Raw genomic sequence first — 16,568 nt, forward strand, 5'->3', positions numbered from 1 at the left:
TGCTTATCTGGTTTTTTTCTAACCTCATCTTTAGCTTATTCCATCTGTCACCTTCTATAGAGGGTGATTCTAACCAGCCTTATTTATTCTTGAAATTTTGGTTAAATCGGAATAGCAATAAGAATGATTAGTAATGAGGACTTCCCTAAGCCACTGATACCACTCGGTGGCTTTTTAGTTATTTAACGGAGTTCAGCCGAGATACGTGTAAAACTTCACCAGCGTAAAAGACGCATGCTCGAAAGAAGGATGCTTATTTGAAAAAACAAGGTTGAATTAAAGAAAGAGAAGGCTAAAAACCTTCTCCTTTTCATATATAATCATCTATGCTTATATACTTTTCTTCATGCCGCAATTCTAGTATTCGCGCAAGAAAACGCCACCTTTTACCAAACTTTTGAAGTAAGCTGAGTTGCAGTTATCGCATCGGCCTTGCTTATAGCATTTCTTGAGAGCATAGGCTCTTTCACGCTAAAAACTGTTAATATTTAAATAACAGTTCATCATTATTAAAGTACACTCACTTCTATGAAACCTACAATAAAATGTACGCGAAATGAATAATAATTTTCTTGATTTATCTATTGTATATAAATATAATATAACTGAGGTACGCAAAAAGAGAACGTGAAATTAAAAATACACTTTTCGTTGTTATAATTTTTTTGATTCCATTCATTACCTCTATACAAGAAACAGATGTTTATTATAATGAGATTACAGTATGAAGAGATTGAAGAAGATACCCCAACTTAATGCTGTAGTTTCGTTAATTAAGTTACACATGGAATAAATCCTAAATTCCTTTTGCTTTCAGAGAAGATATATGTAATTACTGCGATCGAGATTTTTGAAAGCGATATCATTTCATTCAAAGAAAAACATTTTAAGAAATTTAATTATTTTAATAAATTATAGAGATATCTAGTGTTATCGCTACCTTATCTCTAGACACTAGATAAAAGAGAAGATATTTCTTTATATGAAATGAGGGAATAATAGATTAGGATATTTTTGTCTAACATTCATATAAATATAGAAGTGACTGTTAGTATATTTATATGAATGTTAGACAAAAAACAGGATTCCAAAAAGGTTAAAAGGATAATAGAAAATCTCTTTATAAACGACCTTATATGCTCAAGTATATAAGGTAAGCCGAAAAAGTGTATTTTTACAATGAAGATTATGAAAACGCTTTACTGAAAGGTGGGGCTAATTTCAACTCATATGATTACTATTTACTTCAAAGATAATACACACATTAGACTTATTTTTAATTATTGTCTTTTTTATAGACGCTAGCCTAAGCATAGGCTCTCTTTAAGTGTTTTAATGAACCGCAAATTGAAAGGGGTTACAACTATGAAGAAATTTGGATTAGCTACACAAATATTTATTGGACTTGCGTTCGGTATTGCTATAGGTGCTATTTTTTATGGAAATAATACAGTGATGGCCATTCTTCAACCTTTAGGGGATATTTTTCTTCACCTAATTAAAATGATTGTTATTCCTATCGTTGTATCTGCACTAATCGTATCTATAGCTGGTGTAGGTGATATTAAAAAGTTAGGAAGACTAGGTGGAAAAACCATTCTTTATTTTGAAATTGTTACTACAGTTGCATTAGCAGTGGGCTTATTAGCCGCAAATTTATTCCATCCAGGTACTGGTATAGATATGGGGAACCTCGAGAAAGGTGATATATCCAAATATGAAGAAACATCTAAAACAACTGAGAGTGCAGGTGTAGCAGCTCAAATCGTTCATATTATCCCAACTAATATATTCCAATCGTTGACTGAAGGGAATTTATTAGCGATTATCTTTTTCTCAGTCTTATTTGGTCTAGGAGTTGCAGCAATTGGAGAAAAAGGCAAACCAGTTTTAAACTTTTTTGAAGGCGTACTAGAATCCATGTTTTGGATGACAAACTTAGTTATGAAATTTGCCCCGTTTGGCGTATTTGCTTTAATTGGTTTGAATGTAGCAAAGTTTGGAATTGGTTCATTAATCCCTTTAGGAAAGTTAGTACTCGTTATATATCTGACCATGATTTTCTTTGTTTTTGTAGTATTAGGTATTATTGCGAAAATGGCTGGAACTAATGTTTTAGTACTTATAAAAATCTTAAAAGATGAGTTGATTTTAGCATTTACAACCGCCAGCTCTGAAGCAGTATTGCCAAGGTTAATGACTAAAATGGAGAACTTTGGTTGTCCAAAAGCTGTCACATCATTTGTTATTCCGACAGGATATACCTTTAACCTTGATGGATCATCCATTTACCAAGCCATTGCTGCCCTTTTTATTGCACAAATGTATGGCATTCATCTATCTTTCATAGAACAAATTACACTTTTACTTGTGTTGATGTTGACTTCTAAGGGAATGGCAGGAGTTGCAGGAGCATCATTTGTTGTTGTATTAACAACATTGGGCTCAATGGGATTACCTTTAGAAGGTATGGCATTCATTGCTGGCATTGATCGCATTTTAGATATGCTTCGTACATCTGTCAACGTAGTAGGTAACGCATTAGCTGCTATTGTGATGTCTAAGTGGGAAGGCGGATTCGATAAAGAAAAAGCAAAGCATTATACAGATTCTATTAAAAAATCAGATGTAGCTTAAAATAATTTATTTGTTTATAAAGAAGGAGATCAATATTATGACAAATATAGGAACACTTGAAAAACAAGATGTAAGAATTGAAAAAGATTTCTTAGGAACGAAAGAAGTGCCTGTCAGCGCTTATTATGGGATTCAAACATTACGTGCAGTTGAAAATTTCCCAATAACAGGTTACCAGATTCATCCGGAACTCATTAAAGCATTAGGAATTGTTAAGAAAGCTGCTGCTCTTGCTAATATGAAAACAAAAAGGTTATATGATGGGTTGGGTAATGCAATTATTGAAGCAGCAGACGAGGTTATTGAAGGAAAAAGAAACGATCATTTTATTGTTGACCCAATACAGGGTGGTGCAGGGACCTCCATGAATATGAATGCAAATGAGGTTATCGCAAACAGGGCTTTAGAGTTACTTGGTTATAAAAAAGGTTCTTACTCCGATTTAAGCCCTAATAGTCATGTAAACATGTCACAGTCAACAAATGACGTATTCCCAACTGCTATCCACATTGCAACGCTTAATCTGTTAAATAAGTTACTAAAAACAATGCATTATATGCACAGTGTATTTCATAAAAAGGCAGAACAATTTGATTCTATTATAAAAATGGGGCGTACTCACCTACAAGATGCTGTTCCAATCCGTCTTGGTCAAGAATTTGAAGCATATAGTCGTGTTCTTGAGCGCGATATGAAACGTATTAAGCAATCCTATGGACATTTATATGAGGTGAATATGGGAGCAACTGCAGTTGGGACGGGTTTGAATGCCGATCCACGTTATATTGAAAATGTTGTAAGATATCTAGCAAATATCAGTGGTTTACCACTTAAAAATGCCGATCACCTTGTAGATGCGACTCAAAATACAGATGCTTATACAGAAGTTTCTGCAACATTAAAGATTTGTATGGTAAATATGTCGAAAATAGCGAATGACTTACGTCTAATGGCGTCTGGTCCCCGTGCAGGACTAGCAGAAATCACTTTGCCAGCTCGTCAGCCAGGATCTTCTATTATGCCTGGAAAAGTTAATCCTGTCATGCCAGAGATGATTAACCAGGTTGCCTTTCAAGTTATCGGTAATGATCATACAATTTGCTTAGCTTCTGAAGCAGGTCAGCTTGAACTTAATGTTATGGAACCAGTTCTTGTTTTTAATTTACTTCAATCAATTAGCATTATGAATAATGCTTTTCAGACATTCACGGATTATTGCCTGCAGGGGATTGAAGCGAATGAAGAACATTTAAAAGAATACGTAGAAAAAAGTGTAGGTATTATTACGGCTATTAATCCTCATATTGGATATGAAGTGGCTGCTAGAATCGCACGAGAGGCAATCCTAAAAGGTGAATCTGTACGTGAATTATGCTTAAGGTATGATGTTTTAACAGAAGAAGAATTAGATCTAATTTTAAATCCTTTTGAAATGACGAATCCAGGGATTGCTGGAAACTCCCTTTTTGATAGAGAATAAACAGGTTTTAATATGAAATGAAATTCACTGCCATCATCTGTTTGATTCTTTAATTAAATAGTATTAGTAAAATAACTGCTGATTCATTCGAACTGCCCTTTCATTGTTAGGCAAAAACTAATAATGAGAGGGCAATTTTTATACTTTAATAATTAAATTGCTCTCTTCTTTTACATTAACAAACTGTTTAATATGAAGGAGAAAACCATAAAAAATCTGTTGGATTAACGTTTTAACTTTAAAACATGTGGTACACATATAGTACAACGCTAATATTATTGTTGGTTGTTGTGGGAAGGTAAATACTTAATTTATGAAGGGACTGATTAGTTTTGAAAGAATTAACAGCGACTTCAACAAACGTATTGCCTCAAATTGAAAGTAGATATTCGTATCTCACACAAGGCACTTTGGTTATGAACCGATATACGTAACGAAAGGGCCTCACAAGGGCAAATGAACAACTTCTTAAACAGTATGGGAAGAAGCCTGCATCTAAGGAGATCCAGGCTTCTTCTTTCCGAGTTTACATAAACACTCTTTCTCGAACACACCAACAAAAAGAACCCTCGGTAGGCAAAGTTTTCGATAAGGCTACGGATTTCTTTTTTATGCAGCTCTTTATACATCCTTGATATAACGAATTTTTCTTCTCAGATGATTGAAAGAAAGATGTATAAAACCCTGCCTTATATATAGGTTTTTTCTGAAAAAGATTACATTCATAGGGGGGCATGTTGAACTTTTGTTCTCTCATAGATTGTTTACGTATGAACCCTGTTAAGGAGCACCCTTGTATGTATGTGAATGAAAGGGTGCTCTATAACGAAATTTGTATGACAACCTTTTAATTAATGTGTTATAATTACTAGTAGACCTAACCTTTCTTATACTTTCGTAAAGTATAACTCAAAATCAAAAAAGTCACCTCACTCTCCAAGCCAATAGAAGGAGGTGCTTTTTATTTTATAATGTCGTTTAATCTCCCTCCGGAATCTTAATTAAAATAGTAATAGCTACTGTTGTCAGAAATATAACCAATAAAGTTATCAATAGATTTGTACTCATATCTTCCATCCACCTTTCTACTCTAATCCCTATAATTTCGTTGTAACAAAGGAAATAAGTGAATAGAACAAAAAATAAAAGTGTTTTATTCATATTTTTATCATGTTAAAATGCTTAAATTGTTTTAACCCGATTAACGTATGTAATTTTTTTCTTGAGTAGAGCAAGCTACCTTTTTCTATTTGGAGGTAGCTCTTTTTATTGTAAAAAAAGTCCGGTTTAATTATTTACTTAACCTAATGGAAATCATAAACACAGAGCATAGAAAAGCACCATTCTCTTATACAGTCCTCATAAAATCACCGGTTTTGATAGACGAAAATGTGGAATATCAAATGTAAGATTATTTTAGGATGAAGGGGAGACAGGTATGTTTGGATGGAGTGATATGCCGAAATTATTATTTTCTTTTTTAATTGTCATTCCACTTGTGTCTGTTATTCACCAACTGGGGCACTCACTTATGGCAATTATTTTAGGAGGAAAGGTCGATTTTACCATTTGACAAGGGAGAACGATTTTTAGGTGGAAAAAAATCAAAATAAAATCTATTTATTTTTTGCACTCCTTTTGTATTTGCGAAAAATTAAAGTATGACAACCGGTTTACCCATGTTTGTGTTTATGCTGGAGGTACCATAGCTAATTTAGCGTCTATCCTTCTTGTGTATGGTTTAATTGTGTTGGGCGTTCTCTCAAAGAATCTCTTTTCTTACCAATTTGTTTATTTCTCTATTTATTATATTGTTTTCTCACTCTTACCCTTTGAATATTCAGAAACGAGTTTAAGTGATGGACGGGCTATCTATGATGCATTGAGATATGGAAAGATAAAGTGTAATCCGGATTAACAAAGGAAAAGTGGCTAATTAAAACTGTATGTCCACAATGAGTATTAACACGACAACGATACTGAAATAGATACTGATTAGTAATCAAGTCATAATTCTTTAGATACTATGATGGAGCTACTGCAGTAAACTTACCTATCAAACAAAAAATAAAGAAGAACTCTTACTGCATTAGAGAGCGTAAAATATCTTGTGTAAATGAATAAATACAAAAAGGAAGACCTTTTCTTGTAGAATTAAGTCACCACAACCAATTCAAAGAAAGAAGGTCTTCCTATGAATCAGTTTACAACAGATCTTGTTCAAGCTCTAGTCCAAAAAGAAGATGTGACGGAAATTTTCCGTTCTCACTTAGAAAATGCGGTTAATACGCTCTTAGCGAGCGAATTGACAGCTTTTTTGGACTACGAAAAATATGACCGTATTGGATTTAATACCGGGAATTCACGAAATGGTTCGTACGAACGCACACTGCACACAGAGTTTGGAGAACTTCATCTCGTTATTCCTCGTGATCGGAATGGCGACTTTAAGCAACAGACGGTGGCTCCTTATAAAAGAGCCAATGATACGCTTGAAGCGTTTGTTATTCATATGTTCCAAAAGGGCGTAACGACTGCTGAAATTGCCCATTTGATGGAGCGCATGTATGGTCACCATTACACACCTCAAACCATTTCAAATATGACAAAGGTGATGTCTGAACAGGTAGAAGCATTCCGAGATCGAACGTTGTGTGCACGCTATGCGTGCGTTTATTTAGACGCTACATATATTGCTTTAAAACGGGATACAGTGTCTAAAGAAGCTGTCTATATTGCCGTTGGCATTCGCGAAGACGGTTCAAAAGAAGTGCTTGGCTATACAATCGCTCCTAACGAATCCGCCTTTGTCTGGAAAGAACTTTTAGAAGACATCAAATCTCGTGGCGTAGAGGAGATTCTGTTGTTTATTTCCGACGGGTTAAAAGGAATCTCAGACAGTGTTTTTTCTATCTATCCAGCTTCTTCTTATCAAACATGCTGCGTCCATCTTTCACGGACGATTGCTCATAAAGTTCGTGTATCCGATCGAGCTGAAATCTGTGAAGACTTTAAATCTGTGTACCGTGCAGAAAGCCTTGAAATGGGCCAACAGGCCCTGCATTCGTTTATTGAAAAGTGGAAATCTAAGTATCCAAAAGTGACAAAACCATTGCTCAATAACCCTTATTTGTTCACGTTTTATCACTTTCCTAAGTCTATTTGGCGCAGTATTTATTCGACCAATCTCATTGAATCTTTTAATAAACAAATCAAGAAATATAGTAAGCGTAAGGAACAATTCCCAAACGAAGAGTCACTTGAACGCTTCCTCGTTTCTCAATTTGACCAGTATAATCAGCGCTTTGCCACAAGATGTCACATTGGTTTTGATCAAGCTCGCGCAGAGCTACAAATGATGTTTAAAACAAACTAGTGAGTAACGTCTATAAGAAAAGGAAATTCGTATTTACACAAAATTATTGACGGTCCCCTGCATTAGGTAATGAGTAAATTGTGAGATAAAAGATGTTTTGTTTCTGATTTTTCAATCTTTTTATTGACAAGTTAAGAAAACAAGTGTAACCTTTTTCTTAGTTAATTAAATTAAATTAAATATTCTTATCTCGAGAGGTGGAGGGACTGGCCCTAGGAAGCCTCGGCAACAGACTATTAAGGTACTGTGCCAATTCCAGTAGCAATTTGCTTGAAGATAAGAAGAGAATCCATAACGATTATTAACCTCTTCTTATTTGTTAAGAAGAGGTTTTTTATATTGAAAAGAAAGAAGGAAACAAAACCATGACAAAGACATTAGTGAAGGCTCCATTTAAAGCTGATCACGTAGGCAGCTTCTTACGAACAACTTCCCTTAAAGAAGCAAGAGAAGCATACGCGAGGGGAATAATCAATAAAACTGATTTAAAATCTGTAGAGGACAAAGAAATTGAGAAACTTGTCCAGAAACAAATTGAGGTAGGGCTTAAATCTATTACTGATGGTGAATTTAGACGCTCATGGTGGCACTTGGATTTCTTATCAGGATTAGAAGGTGTAGAGGAGTTTGAAACAGAATATATCAGCCAATTCAAAGGCGCAAAAACCAAAAATAAAGCGATTAAGGTAGTAGGTAAAGTAGATTTCAATCAGCATTATATGCTGGAACACTTCACGTTCTTAAAAGAAGCAGTCGAACAGTATGGTGATGGAAGCCAAGTTGCTAAATTCTCCATTCCAAGCCCTAACATGTTATTCACTCGAATTCAAGAAGATACATACTATAATGGAAACAGAGAGCAGTTTTATCACGATACTGTAACTGCCTATCAAAAAGCCATCCAAGCTTTTTATGATGCAGGCTGCCGTTACCTACAATTAGATGATACTTCTTGGATTGATTTTGTTTCTGAAGAACGCATCGATGCGGTTGTTGAGAAGCTTGATATGGACGTAAAAGACATTATTGATACGCGAGTAAGCTGCTTAAATGAATCCATTTCTAAAAAGCCTGAAGATATGATTATTACTATGCACATTTGTCGCGGAAACTTCAGATCTACGTACATCACAAGTGGTGGCTATGATACTATATCTGATGCCATCTTTGCTAACTTACATGTAGATGGACTTTTCCTTGAATATGATGATAACCGTTCAGGAGATTTTGGACCGTTAAAAAGCTTTACACGTAACAATCAAACCGTTGTATTAGGATTAGTAACATCTAAGTTTCCTACATTAGAAGAAGCCGAGATTATTAAGCAAAGAATCAAAGAAGCAAGCGAATATATTCCTTTAGAAAATTTGTCATTGAGTCCTCAATGTGGCTTTGCCAGTACCGAAGAAGGAAATGAATTAACAGAAGAGGAGCAATGGAATAAAATTAAACATGTAATTCAAATTGCTCAAGATGTCTGGGAGATCTAATTACAGAGCGCTATTTGTTATTTACTTGTAGTTCAGTTAGGGTCGGGCCCTCGTAAGTAGTTAGGCACCGTTTCTGCTGGCTTACTAACTTTTGAAAAGACTCTTTAGACCAACTTCGTCTAAAAAAATTTAAGTTCGTTATTTTGTTATTTATTTAGTTGGTAAATTAAAATCTATTTCCTAATTAGTAATTCTTTGCCATCTGAAGTTGTGATATCAGTAATGCGGAAATGAACGCATTCTTAAATAGTGGAAGAGGCCTCTATCTAAGGAGATACCGACTTCTTTTTTAACTGACATAAGATAAAGGAGCGAAATCAGAATTTTTTCTGAGTTTGCTCCTCTTATTACACTCAAAACATATTCACTCGTATTTCTTTAAAATAATAGCGGCATTATGACCTCCAAATCCAAAGGAATTAGATAAACCTGCATTTATTTTTGCTTGACGAGCAATACCTGATACGTAATCTAAATCGCATAATGGATCGGGATTTTCTAAGTTAATTGTGGGAGGAACGATGCCCTCCTTAAGGCTCATTGCCAAAGCAATTGCTTCAACTCCACCAGCTGCTCCTAACATGTGACCAACCATCGATTTATTAGCTGTTATTGGAATCTGATAAGCTTGTTTTCCAAATAGGTCCTTAATAGCCTTGGTTTCAGAGATGTCACCTACTTTTGTACTTGTTGCATGAGCGCTAATAACATCAATTTCCTCAAGGGATATGTTTGCGTTTCTTAAAGCTGCTTTCATTGCAAGATAAGCACCTTTACCCTCTGGATGTGTAGCAACTATATGGTGTGCGTCTGAACTTGCACCGTATCCAATGACTTCTGCATGAATGTTTGCTCCTCTACGTAAAGCATGAGATAGAGATTCTAAGATTAGAATTCCAGCTCCTTCTGACATGACAAACCCATCCCGGTCTTCATCAAAAGGACGGCTAGCTTGAGTAGGATCATCATTTCTTGTTGATAATGCGGTGGCATTTCCAAAACTGGCTACTGATAAGTCTGTTATAGCAGCCTCTGTTCCACCCGCAAACACAGCATCCACTTCTCCAGAACGAATGAGTCTAAAGGCTTCGCCAATAGCAGTATTTCCAATGGCACAAGCAGAAACAGGCGACATAGAAGGGCCCATTGCATTCCAATTGATGCTGATTTGTGCTGCAGCAGCATTAGAAATCATACCTGGTACGAGAGTTGGGCTGACTCTCCTTGGCCCTTTCTGTCTAAGTGCCTCAATATTTTCAATTAAGGTTTCAATGCCGCCTATACCTGAACCTACGTATACGCCTAACCTTTCTGGATCTATATGGTTGAGATCTAACTTAGAATCTGTCCAAGCCTGTTCAGCCGCAGCTAAAGCGAATTGTGAAAAGCGATCTAAACGCCTTGCTTCCTTTTTTCCTAAAACTTTATCCGCATCAAAATCCCGAACGATTCCTGCAATTTTTGCTTTATGGTCAGTAATATCAAATGTATCTATAGAGGAGATACCCGACTCTCCTTTAATTAGGTTGTTCCAAAATGTTCTGATGTTATTGCCTATAGGCGAGACTACTCCCATACCCGTAATCACAACTTTTTCCACTTTTCATCACTCCAAATCAATAATATACTTGTATTTTACAGTCCTTTTATCCTATTACAAGGGATTGTTTATCCTAGTATAGCTACTACTAGGGTAAATTGGTATGATGAGGAGTTTTAAAAATGAACGATAAAACCAGGCTTAAAGCTTTGTCTACATTCTTAAAAGCTAAGCGAGCTCAAATTAAACCAGAGTCTATCGGGTTGCCAACTGGAATCCGAAGAAGGACACCCGGATTACGCCGAGAAGAAGTTGCACAATTAGCAGGGGTAAGCACCACGTGGTACACATGGTTAGAGCAAGGAAGAGATATAAAAGTTTCTTCTATTGTGCTTGACTGTATTTCTACAGCTCTACAACTAAATAACGATGAAAGAGACTACTTATATGATTTGGCATTAGAAGCAAAGTCAGAAATTGTTCATCCTAAAAAAGATCAATCAGAGCTTAGCCCTTCTTTAAAACGAATAATAGCTGAATTAACCTATTGTCCTACTATAGTTACAGATCGACATTGCCATATTGTGGGCTGGAATTCCGCAGCTTCTCATGTTTTTCTAGATTTTGAACAAATCCCAAATGATCAAAGAAATCTAATTCAATTAGTATTCGCCCGAAAAGAATTGAAAGCATTAGCTGTCAATTGGGAGCATTTTGCGAAAGGTTTTCTTGCTATTTTCCGTACCTATTATGGACATTATTTAGGTGATGAATGGTACAACCAGTTTATTAGTCAGATGAGTCATTTACATCCAGAATTCCAAACCCTATGGAATGAAAGCCAAGTGAGTAAAGCTCCCGAAATGGTTATTGAATTTAGACATGCAAAGGCAGGGAAAATGTTATTTAATTTAACTTCCCTCCAAGTTCAAGGAGATATGGATTTGCGGTGTAGCATCTACACACCAGTAGAGGAAACTGATACGGAAAATAAGTTAAAACGCTTAATGAAAAGAGTTTCTATGGAGAAATTATAGAGAAATTTCATTATATCAAGCGGATTAAGATGACAGTCTCTTACTGGGGAACTGCTTTTTTACTCAAAATAAAAGTATAAAATTAAAGTTTTTGAGCAATCTAAGAGGATAGGAACCCCAATTCCTACTATTCTTCATATATGATTTTCTTAAGAAAAGCTACTTCCCCGGGTATGGGAGTAGCTTTTTTCTTTAGAAATAGGCTTCTTCTTTTTTAGTTTACATAAAACTTATTTTAAGAAGGAACATAAAGGTTAATACGCCTATTACCCTCTCTATAAAAAGGGCCATTATTCTTAATTCAATAACATCAAAAAAATCAATAGATTACTTCGAAAACTTCAATTTCACTAATAATGAACTACAAGTTAAAGTTAAGAAATATCAAAAGAAGGAGGGGTTAATAAATGATTGTTGTTTATGATGAGAGATATAAAGAAGAAGTCATTAAATTAATATTGTATGTACAAAATGTAGAAGCTGGTGTAGGGATTAGTATCGAAGAACAACCGGATATACTAGATATTCAATCAAATTATATTAACGAAGGAGGAAACTTTTGGATCGCTTTAAATAATGATAAAGAAGTGGTAGGTTCTATTGGTTTACAAAAGAAAACTGATGACATAGCCATACTAAAGAAATTTTTTGTTTATAAAGACTATTGTGGAAAAGAACTTGGGAATGCAGCTTTATCCAAGCTATATGTTAGGGCAGACTTTGCAACTTAGCTTCTTTAATCATATTGAGGTTGTCATAGCTATTATTTGGTTTATCAGTTTGTTTTTTAAAGTAGTCATTTGCTTTTTTGTATTAACGCAAGGCTTATCTGAATTATTAAAAGTCCAAGAATATAGGGTTCTAACGTTTCCACTTGGAATGCTAATATTTGTTTGTTCTGGGAGAAGGTATTGATCATAGATAGGGGGTTCTGAGGTAAAAGTATTAAAATGTTGAAAAAACACCCCTGAACGGGTGCTGTGAATTAAAGAAGTTCATCGTTCTGGTCTTTTAGGAACTTGCTTTCTAACTCTAATTGCTTCATTCGTCGTTGTAATCCTAAATTCTCTAAGTCTTGTTCTAACTCAGAAGATAAATCAGTTTGTTCTTTAGTATTCCTCGTTTGTTCTCTAGAAGTTGCCAACCTCTTTTGCTCTTTTGAGTTCATATTAACAGCTCCTTTCTTGTGACTTTCTAGATTCGACATAGCAGATGAAATATCCTGTAAAAAGCCATTTACCTAGAAATGCAATAGCAGTACAATACAAAAAAACATCCGTTTACAGTTTACATAGGATGTTTTTATTCTACTCTTATTTCGTTTTCATCTTTATAGCCTGCTCCTGGCGAGCTTCAATTTTTTTCTTCAATCTTTTCCATGACCTTTTTATCTTCTAGTATTTTATGTCTGTTTTCATTGACTAGGTTTTGAAAAGAGGGTTTTAACTTTCTCATAATGGCACTTCTTTCTCACTGTTTAGTTTAGTCCGTAGACAAGTATGATTATAACGGTTAAATGAAAAAAAGCAATTATTTGCTATCAATATTCCTATGTGTTACACTATATTTAACTTGTTTTTGTTCGGTATAAGATTGAGAGAAGAAAAAACCTTAAACAGAAGTTTTTATCTTGAAATAGTATGATTGGGCAAGAGAGGTAATACATTTGTGGAGTATTCCACAGCAGGAGGCAACATTATGACACAAGGTACAGTAAAATGGTTTAATGCAGACAAAGGTTTCGGTTTCATTGAAATCGAAGGCGGAGACGATGTATTCGTTCATTTCAGTGCTATTCAAGGTGAAGGTTTCAAATCATTAGAAGAAGGTCAAAAAGTTACTTTTGATATCGAGCAAGGTCAACGTGGAGCACAAGCTGCTAACGTTCACAAAGCATAATTAAAAGTGATAAAAAAAAGGACTCCTTGTGAAGGAGTCTTTTTTTTATGGTCTTATAATTAGAAAACCATGATTTATCTACTATAATTCAATAGGAAACCCAGGCTTTAAAAAAGCCTGGGTTTTAGACAAGACGATCGATACAAGGTATAACTAGTTATAACATACAATAGAAATAGAAAGCAAATGCAAATAAATTAACTATGTTTTCAATTAAATTAAATAATATAGTAGTAATTTTTAATCTATGCGATAGCATTGGTACAAATTATCTTCGATGGGGATTAAGGGGGATTTTATTAATAAGTCGTTCTCCAGCTTCCATGTGATTTCCACACAAAGGGCATTTTTGGTGGTTGTCGTAAGAGAAATCTTTTCTCATCCAGCCCTTACAATCTTCTACTGTACATTCCAAAACCTCTGTTTGTTCTTGAACTAAAGGTTCTTGATTTCTTTTGCCGTAATAATACATACTAACATCACTACTCCTCATACTATATTATAGCTTATAAAGGAGTAATAATCATTTATATAAATTGGTGTTTATTACCATTTTATTTTCATTGAATAATGCACGGAATTTTTGATATGAGAATGTCTAAACACTTGGTAATAACGTTCATATCTTCTTCTTTTGCTTTTTACTTGTAACACTTACTGTAGTAGTACATCCTTAAACTAAGCCTCCAGCGTAATGAGGATTAGTTTAGAGATTAGTTTAATGGTGGAATCACTTCGCTTATCACCGGTAATCAAGTGGTTATTGATACGGACTTTCCAGAAGTTTCGCGACTTGTTGGAGACTTTTATTTCAAGTTATTATAAATAATAAAACTCCATTTTACCTCAAATTAAAATATATTGTCAATGAAAAAATTTGTAATATCTTCAAAAAATGTTATAATAGTTTTACAATTGTTTTTTCAATCGTATTCCGAATTCCGCTGTGTTTTTTTAGATAGAATTATGGATACATTTTTTCAATACCCTTTTTTAAACTGAAAAAAACTCAAACAGTTGTGTGAGCTTTAAAGGTAAGTTAGTTGAATAAAATTATTAATTTACTATCTAATAGTAACCGAGTTTTTATTCTACAAGGAGGCCTAGAATAATGAATCTAATCAATAAGAAAGTTACACACAAGCTTTTTGGGATAGGCAGTATAGTTAAATATAATGATTCTAGTATTGAAATACATTTCGCATCGGAAAATAAAAAGTTTGTTTTCCCCGATGTATTTGGAAAGCATCTAAAACTGCATGATAAAAGTGTTGCTGATTTACTCGAAAAAGTTATAGAAAAAAAGGAAATGGAACACAACGAGAAAGAACGGAAGAAGGAAGAGGAAAAAAAACTACAACGAAAAAACCAAGAACTTCGCTGGGGACTTGAAAAACTTATGAAAAATCATAAACTTCATTCTGAATCACAAATGGTTTTTTGGTGTGACACAGAAGAACAGAATAGTTCTTTTTTAGAGTGGAAGGTTTTTTCAGGCGTAATAAAAAGTGGTAATAACAAGGGCAAGCCAACCAAACCCATCCGTTTGCACCAAAATAGCGCTGTCTTGTTAACAGCAATAGATTCCAGTATGCCTGAAAAAGACAGACGTATCTTAGGCGTCTATATGGTAAATGAAGATTTTATCGGTAAGCTTTGTGAAGATGGATATATTCCTGCTCATTCAAAATACAGACTCCAACTTACAGAACAGGAATCGGATCAGATGCTTTTCTGGGAATATTATGTAAATGAAAGGTCATCCCAAAAAATGACATGGAATACAGGTAAATACCGTTATTTTGATAATTTATGGATGGCTCAAATTTTGCTTGATATAGTTGATTTGAAAAGTGATCCAAAGGAAAGAGAGCTGGCACAACAATTTTTTGAACATTTTTGTAAAATGAATCTGATAACAGCTGAGGAGTTACCAAAGCCTAGTGGCGCATTAATGCGTATGTAAACGTTAGCTCAAAGATAATAAGAATGACTAGGGACTGACACATTTTTCCCACTCATCATTAATGGCGAACATTCCTTGGCTCTGTTTGCTAATAAAAAGGCAAGAGCAGAACGTAGGAGAGGTAGAAAAGTGACAGTAGGTCATAAAAAAATCTATACGGATTGATGTAATCTTTTCTCAGCTCTATTATAAGAATAATACGATAATCTTATTATTTTTAATAGGAGAGAAGATGAGGGATATAAGCGTGAAAATATTTAGTAATGGAAAAACAGTAACTATAAGAGTATCGAATGAGTTAGTAACAATCTTAAAAAGTCATTATGTAAAAAACATGAAAAGATACTCTTATACGGTTACTAAATATCCAAGTATTTTTTTCTTTGAAGAAGAATTAATGAAACAAGAATAATAAGTAGATAATGAGGAGATACACCTATGCTTAAATTTAAAGTTATTTTCGAATTTATAAATGGCAGGACAAAGGAATTAAAATTCGAATCCACATCAAAGAAAGAAGTCATTAGTCATATAACAAAATATGAAAGATTCATTTCGAATGAAAAAGAGCTAGTGCACATCAATTTAAATAACGTGGTACAATTTATGATTACAGAAGAAAAATAATAATAAAAACTAGGCATCTATTAATTGAGGTGCTTTTTATTTTAATAAATAGACTGATTTAAGAAATAAGCAGCACTATAGTTTAAAAATTTTATATTCTTGTCTTGAAACTAAAGATATGTAAATTTTTTGTACTAACTACGGTTGTATAGAATACACATTCAGGTTTTAATTGTTGGGAATTAAGTTATCAAATCAAAATTTGATAAGGAAGTAACAAGGGGAGAATATAATGAATGAACTAATTGTGAATGAGTTAATAAAGAAACTTTCTCCGTTATCATCTGAAAAAGAATATGTTGAATTAGCAGTAGATTTAAATGACATTTCTGAGAGTAGTAATAAAATTGAGGGGTTAATTAAAGCTCTTCTCAGCTCTTCACTAGATAAAGAGAAAGTTATAGAACAATTAATTGAAATAGAGTTAGAACTTGACCATATTAATTGGCATTATAAAAGTTTAAAAAAAGAATTAAAACAATTACTTAATGTTTAAGTAAAAAAAGTTACTTATAA

At 34.1% G+C, this 16,568-nt stretch carries 16 protein-coding genes, 1 pseudogene and 1 riboswitch; of the genes and pseudogenes, 13 read left to right on the plus strand and 4 right to left on the minus strand.

Features of this window, described 5'->3' with window-relative positions; translation table 11 throughout:
• The first annotated feature begins 1,365 nt into the window (after positions 1 to 1,365).
• The 5 genes and pseudogenes from Q5794_RS09170 to Q5794_RS09190 all read left to right on the plus strand — a co-directional run bounded on the left by Q5794_RS09170 (position 1,366) and on the right by Q5794_RS09190 (position 8,983).
• Complete coding sequence (locus Q5794_RS09170; protein ID WP_214987698.1) at positions 1,366 to 2,637, plus strand: cation:dicarboxylate symporter family transporter; 1,272 nt, start codon at positions 1,366 to 1,368, stop codon at positions 2,635 to 2,637.
• A 37-nt stretch (positions 2,638 to 2,674) separates the two neighbouring features.
• Entirely contained in the window at positions 2,675 to 4,117 is a 1,443-nt protein-coding gene (aspA, locus tag Q5794_RS09175; protein ID WP_374989001.1) for an aspartate ammonia-lyase, read from the plus strand.
• 1,438 nt (positions 4,118 to 5,555) lie between these two features.
• Positions 5,556 to 6,035, plus strand: a pseudogene (locus Q5794_RS09180) (hypothetical protein).
• A gap of 276 nt (positions 6,036 to 6,311) precedes the next feature.
• On the plus strand, positions 6,312 to 7,493 hold the full coding sequence (locus tag Q5794_RS09185; RefSeq protein WP_374988656.1) for an IS256-like element ISBame1 family transposase: 1,182 nt from the start codon (positions 6,312 to 6,314) through the stop codon (positions 7,491 to 7,493).
• A gap of 182 nt (positions 7,494 to 7,675) precedes the next feature.
• A riboswitch (SAM riboswitch) is annotated at positions 7,676 to 7,776 on the plus strand.
• Positions 7,777 to 7,858: 82 nt separating this feature from the next.
• Positions 7,859 to 8,983 (plus strand): 5-methyltetrahydropteroyltriglutamate--homocysteine S-methyltransferase, encoded by a 1,125-nt coding sequence (locus Q5794_RS09190; RefSeq protein ID WP_214987700.1) that lies wholly within the window; start codon positions 7,859 to 7,861, stop codon positions 8,981 to 8,983.
• A gap of 364 nt (positions 8,984 to 9,347) precedes the next feature.
• On the opposite strand, the gene fabF is transcribed toward Q5794_RS09190, so the two are convergent.
• Entirely contained in the window at positions 9,348 to 10,583 is a 1,236-nt protein-coding gene (fabF, locus tag Q5794_RS09195; RefSeq protein WP_374989002.1) for a beta-ketoacyl-ACP synthase II, read from the minus strand.
• Positions 10,584 to 10,705: 122 nt separating this feature from the next.
• Between fabF and Q5794_RS09200 the strand changes: the two genes are divergently transcribed.
• The 3 genes from Q5794_RS09200 to Q5794_RS09210 all read left to right on the plus strand — a co-directional run bounded on the left by Q5794_RS09200 (position 10,706) and on the right by Q5794_RS09210 (position 12,475).
• Positions 10,706 to 11,560 (plus strand): helix-turn-helix transcriptional regulator, encoded by an 855-nt coding sequence (locus Q5794_RS09200; protein ID WP_374989003.1) that lies wholly within the window; start codon positions 10,706 to 10,708, stop codon positions 11,558 to 11,560.
• Between the two features lie 407 nt (positions 11,561 to 11,967).
• Positions 11,968 to 12,291, plus strand: coding sequence for a GNAT family N-acetyltransferase (locus Q5794_RS09205; RefSeq protein WP_214987706.1), 324 nt, complete (start codon positions 11,968 to 11,970; stop codon positions 12,289 to 12,291).
• Complete coding sequence (locus tag Q5794_RS09210) at positions 12,266 to 12,475, plus strand: GerAB/ArcD/ProY family transporter (RefSeq protein WP_374989207.1); 210 nt, start codon at positions 12,266 to 12,268, stop codon at positions 12,473 to 12,475. Before Q5794_RS09205 ends, Q5794_RS09210 begins: the two co-directional genes overlap by 26 nt.
• 70 nt (positions 12,476 to 12,545) lie before the next feature.
• Here the strand turns inward: Q5794_RS09210 and Q5794_RS09215 are convergent, their stop codons facing one another.
• Both Q5794_RS09215 and Q5794_RS09220 read right to left on the minus strand, forming a co-directional pair.
• Entirely contained in the window at positions 12,546 to 12,728 is a 183-nt protein-coding gene (locus Q5794_RS09215) for a hypothetical protein (RefSeq protein ID WP_214987709.1), read from the minus strand.
• Between the two features lie 185 nt (positions 12,729 to 12,913).
• Positions 12,914 to 13,015: an FbpB family small basic protein gene (locus Q5794_RS09220; RefSeq protein ID WP_277717671.1), complete on the minus strand. Its 102-nt coding sequence runs from the start codon at positions 13,013 to 13,015 to the stop codon at positions 12,914 to 12,916.
• Positions 13,016 to 13,258: 243 nt separating this feature from the next.
• Between Q5794_RS09220 and Q5794_RS09225 the strand changes: the two genes are divergently transcribed.
• Positions 13,259 to 13,459 (plus strand): cold-shock protein, encoded by a 201-nt coding sequence (locus Q5794_RS09225; protein WP_013056497.1) that lies wholly within the window; start codon positions 13,259 to 13,261, stop codon positions 13,457 to 13,459.
• Between the two features lie 268 nt (positions 13,460 to 13,727).
• Here Q5794_RS09225 and Q5794_RS09230 read toward each other — a convergent pair whose 3' ends face one another.
• On the minus strand, positions 13,728 to 13,931 hold the full coding sequence (locus Q5794_RS09230; RefSeq protein ID WP_192998946.1) for a cold-shock protein: 204 nt from the start codon (positions 13,929 to 13,931) through the stop codon (positions 13,728 to 13,730).
• 639 nt (positions 13,932 to 14,570) lie between these two features.
• Between Q5794_RS09230 and Q5794_RS09235 the strand changes: the two genes are divergently transcribed.
• From Q5794_RS09235 to Q5794_RS09250, 4 genes are all read left to right on the plus strand, one after another.
• Positions 14,571 to 15,425, plus strand: a complete 855-nt coding sequence (locus Q5794_RS09235) for a malate synthase (RefSeq protein ID WP_214987711.1) — start codon at positions 14,571 to 14,573, stop codon at positions 15,423 to 15,425.
• A gap of 232 nt (positions 15,426 to 15,657) precedes the next feature.
• Positions 15,658 to 15,837, plus strand: a complete 180-nt coding sequence (locus tag Q5794_RS09240) for a hypothetical protein (protein WP_226897864.1) — start codon at positions 15,658 to 15,660, stop codon at positions 15,835 to 15,837.
• Between the two features lie 26 nt (positions 15,838 to 15,863).
• Entirely contained in the window at positions 15,864 to 16,052 is a 189-nt protein-coding gene (locus Q5794_RS09245; RefSeq protein WP_214987713.1) for a hypothetical protein, read from the plus strand.
• A gap of 232 nt (positions 16,053 to 16,284) precedes the next feature.
• Positions 16,285 to 16,548: a hypothetical protein gene (locus Q5794_RS09250; protein WP_214987715.1), complete on the plus strand. Its 264-nt coding sequence runs from the start codon at positions 16,285 to 16,287 to the stop codon at positions 16,546 to 16,548.
• Positions 16,549 to 16,568 lie beyond the last annotated feature (20 nt).

The sequence above is a fragment of the Priestia megaterium genome (genome assembly GCF_041941685.1).
GTDB classification, from domain to species: domain Bacteria; phylum Bacillota; class Bacilli; order Bacillales; family Bacillaceae_H; genus Priestia; species Priestia megaterium_C.

Coding starts and splice junctions, on each gene's coding strand:
- Q5794_RS09210 (WP_374989207.1), top strand. CDS start 12,266: ATGTTAGGGCAGACTTTGCAACTTAGCTTCTTTAATCATATTGAGGTT.
- Q5794_RS09185 (WP_374988656.1), top strand. CDS start 6,312: ATGAATCAGTTTACAACAGATCTTGTTCAAGCTCTAGTCCAAAAAGAA.
- Q5794_RS09240 (WP_226897864.1), top strand. CDS start 15,658: ATGAGGGATATAAGCGTGAAAATATTTAGTAATGGAAAAACAGTAACT.
- Q5794_RS09190 (WP_214987700.1), top strand. CDS start 7,859: ATGACAAAGACATTAGTGAAGGCTCCATTTAAAGCTGATCACGTAGGC.
- Q5794_RS09225 (WP_013056497.1), top strand. CDS start 13,259: ATGACACAAGGTACAGTAAAATGGTTTAATGCAGACAAAGGTTTCGGT.
- Q5794_RS09250 (WP_214987715.1), top strand. CDS start 16,285: ATGAATGAACTAATTGTGAATGAGTTAATAAAGAAACTTTCTCCGTTA.
- Q5794_RS09230 (WP_192998946.1), bottom strand. CDS start 13,931: ATGTATTATTACGGCAAAAGAAATCAAGAACCTTTAGTTCAAGAACAA.
- Q5794_RS09220 (WP_277717671.1), bottom strand. CDS start 13,015: ATGAGAAAGTTAAAACCCTCTTTTCAAAACCTAGTCAATGAAAACAGA.
- Q5794_RS09200 (WP_374989003.1), top strand. CDS start 10,706: ATGAACGATAAAACCAGGCTTAAAGCTTTGTCTACATTCTTAAAAGCT.
- aspA (WP_374989001.1), top strand. CDS start 2,675: ATGACAAATATAGGAACACTTGAAAAACAAGATGTAAGAATTGAAAAA.
- Q5794_RS09235 (WP_214987711.1), top strand. CDS start 14,571: ATGAATCTAATCAATAAGAAAGTTACACACAAGCTTTTTGGGATAGGC.
- Q5794_RS09215 (WP_214987709.1), bottom strand. CDS start 12,728: ATGAACTCAAAAGAGCAAAAGAGGTTGGCAACTTCTAGAGAACAAACG.
- Q5794_RS09245 (WP_214987713.1), top strand. CDS start 15,864: ATGCTTAAATTTAAAGTTATTTTCGAATTTATAAATGGCAGGACAAAG.
- Q5794_RS09170 (WP_214987698.1), top strand. CDS start 1,366: ATGAAGAAATTTGGATTAGCTACACAAATATTTATTGGACTTGCGTTC.
- Q5794_RS09205 (WP_214987706.1), top strand. CDS start 11,968: ATGATTGTTGTTTATGATGAGAGATATAAAGAAGAAGTCATTAAATTA.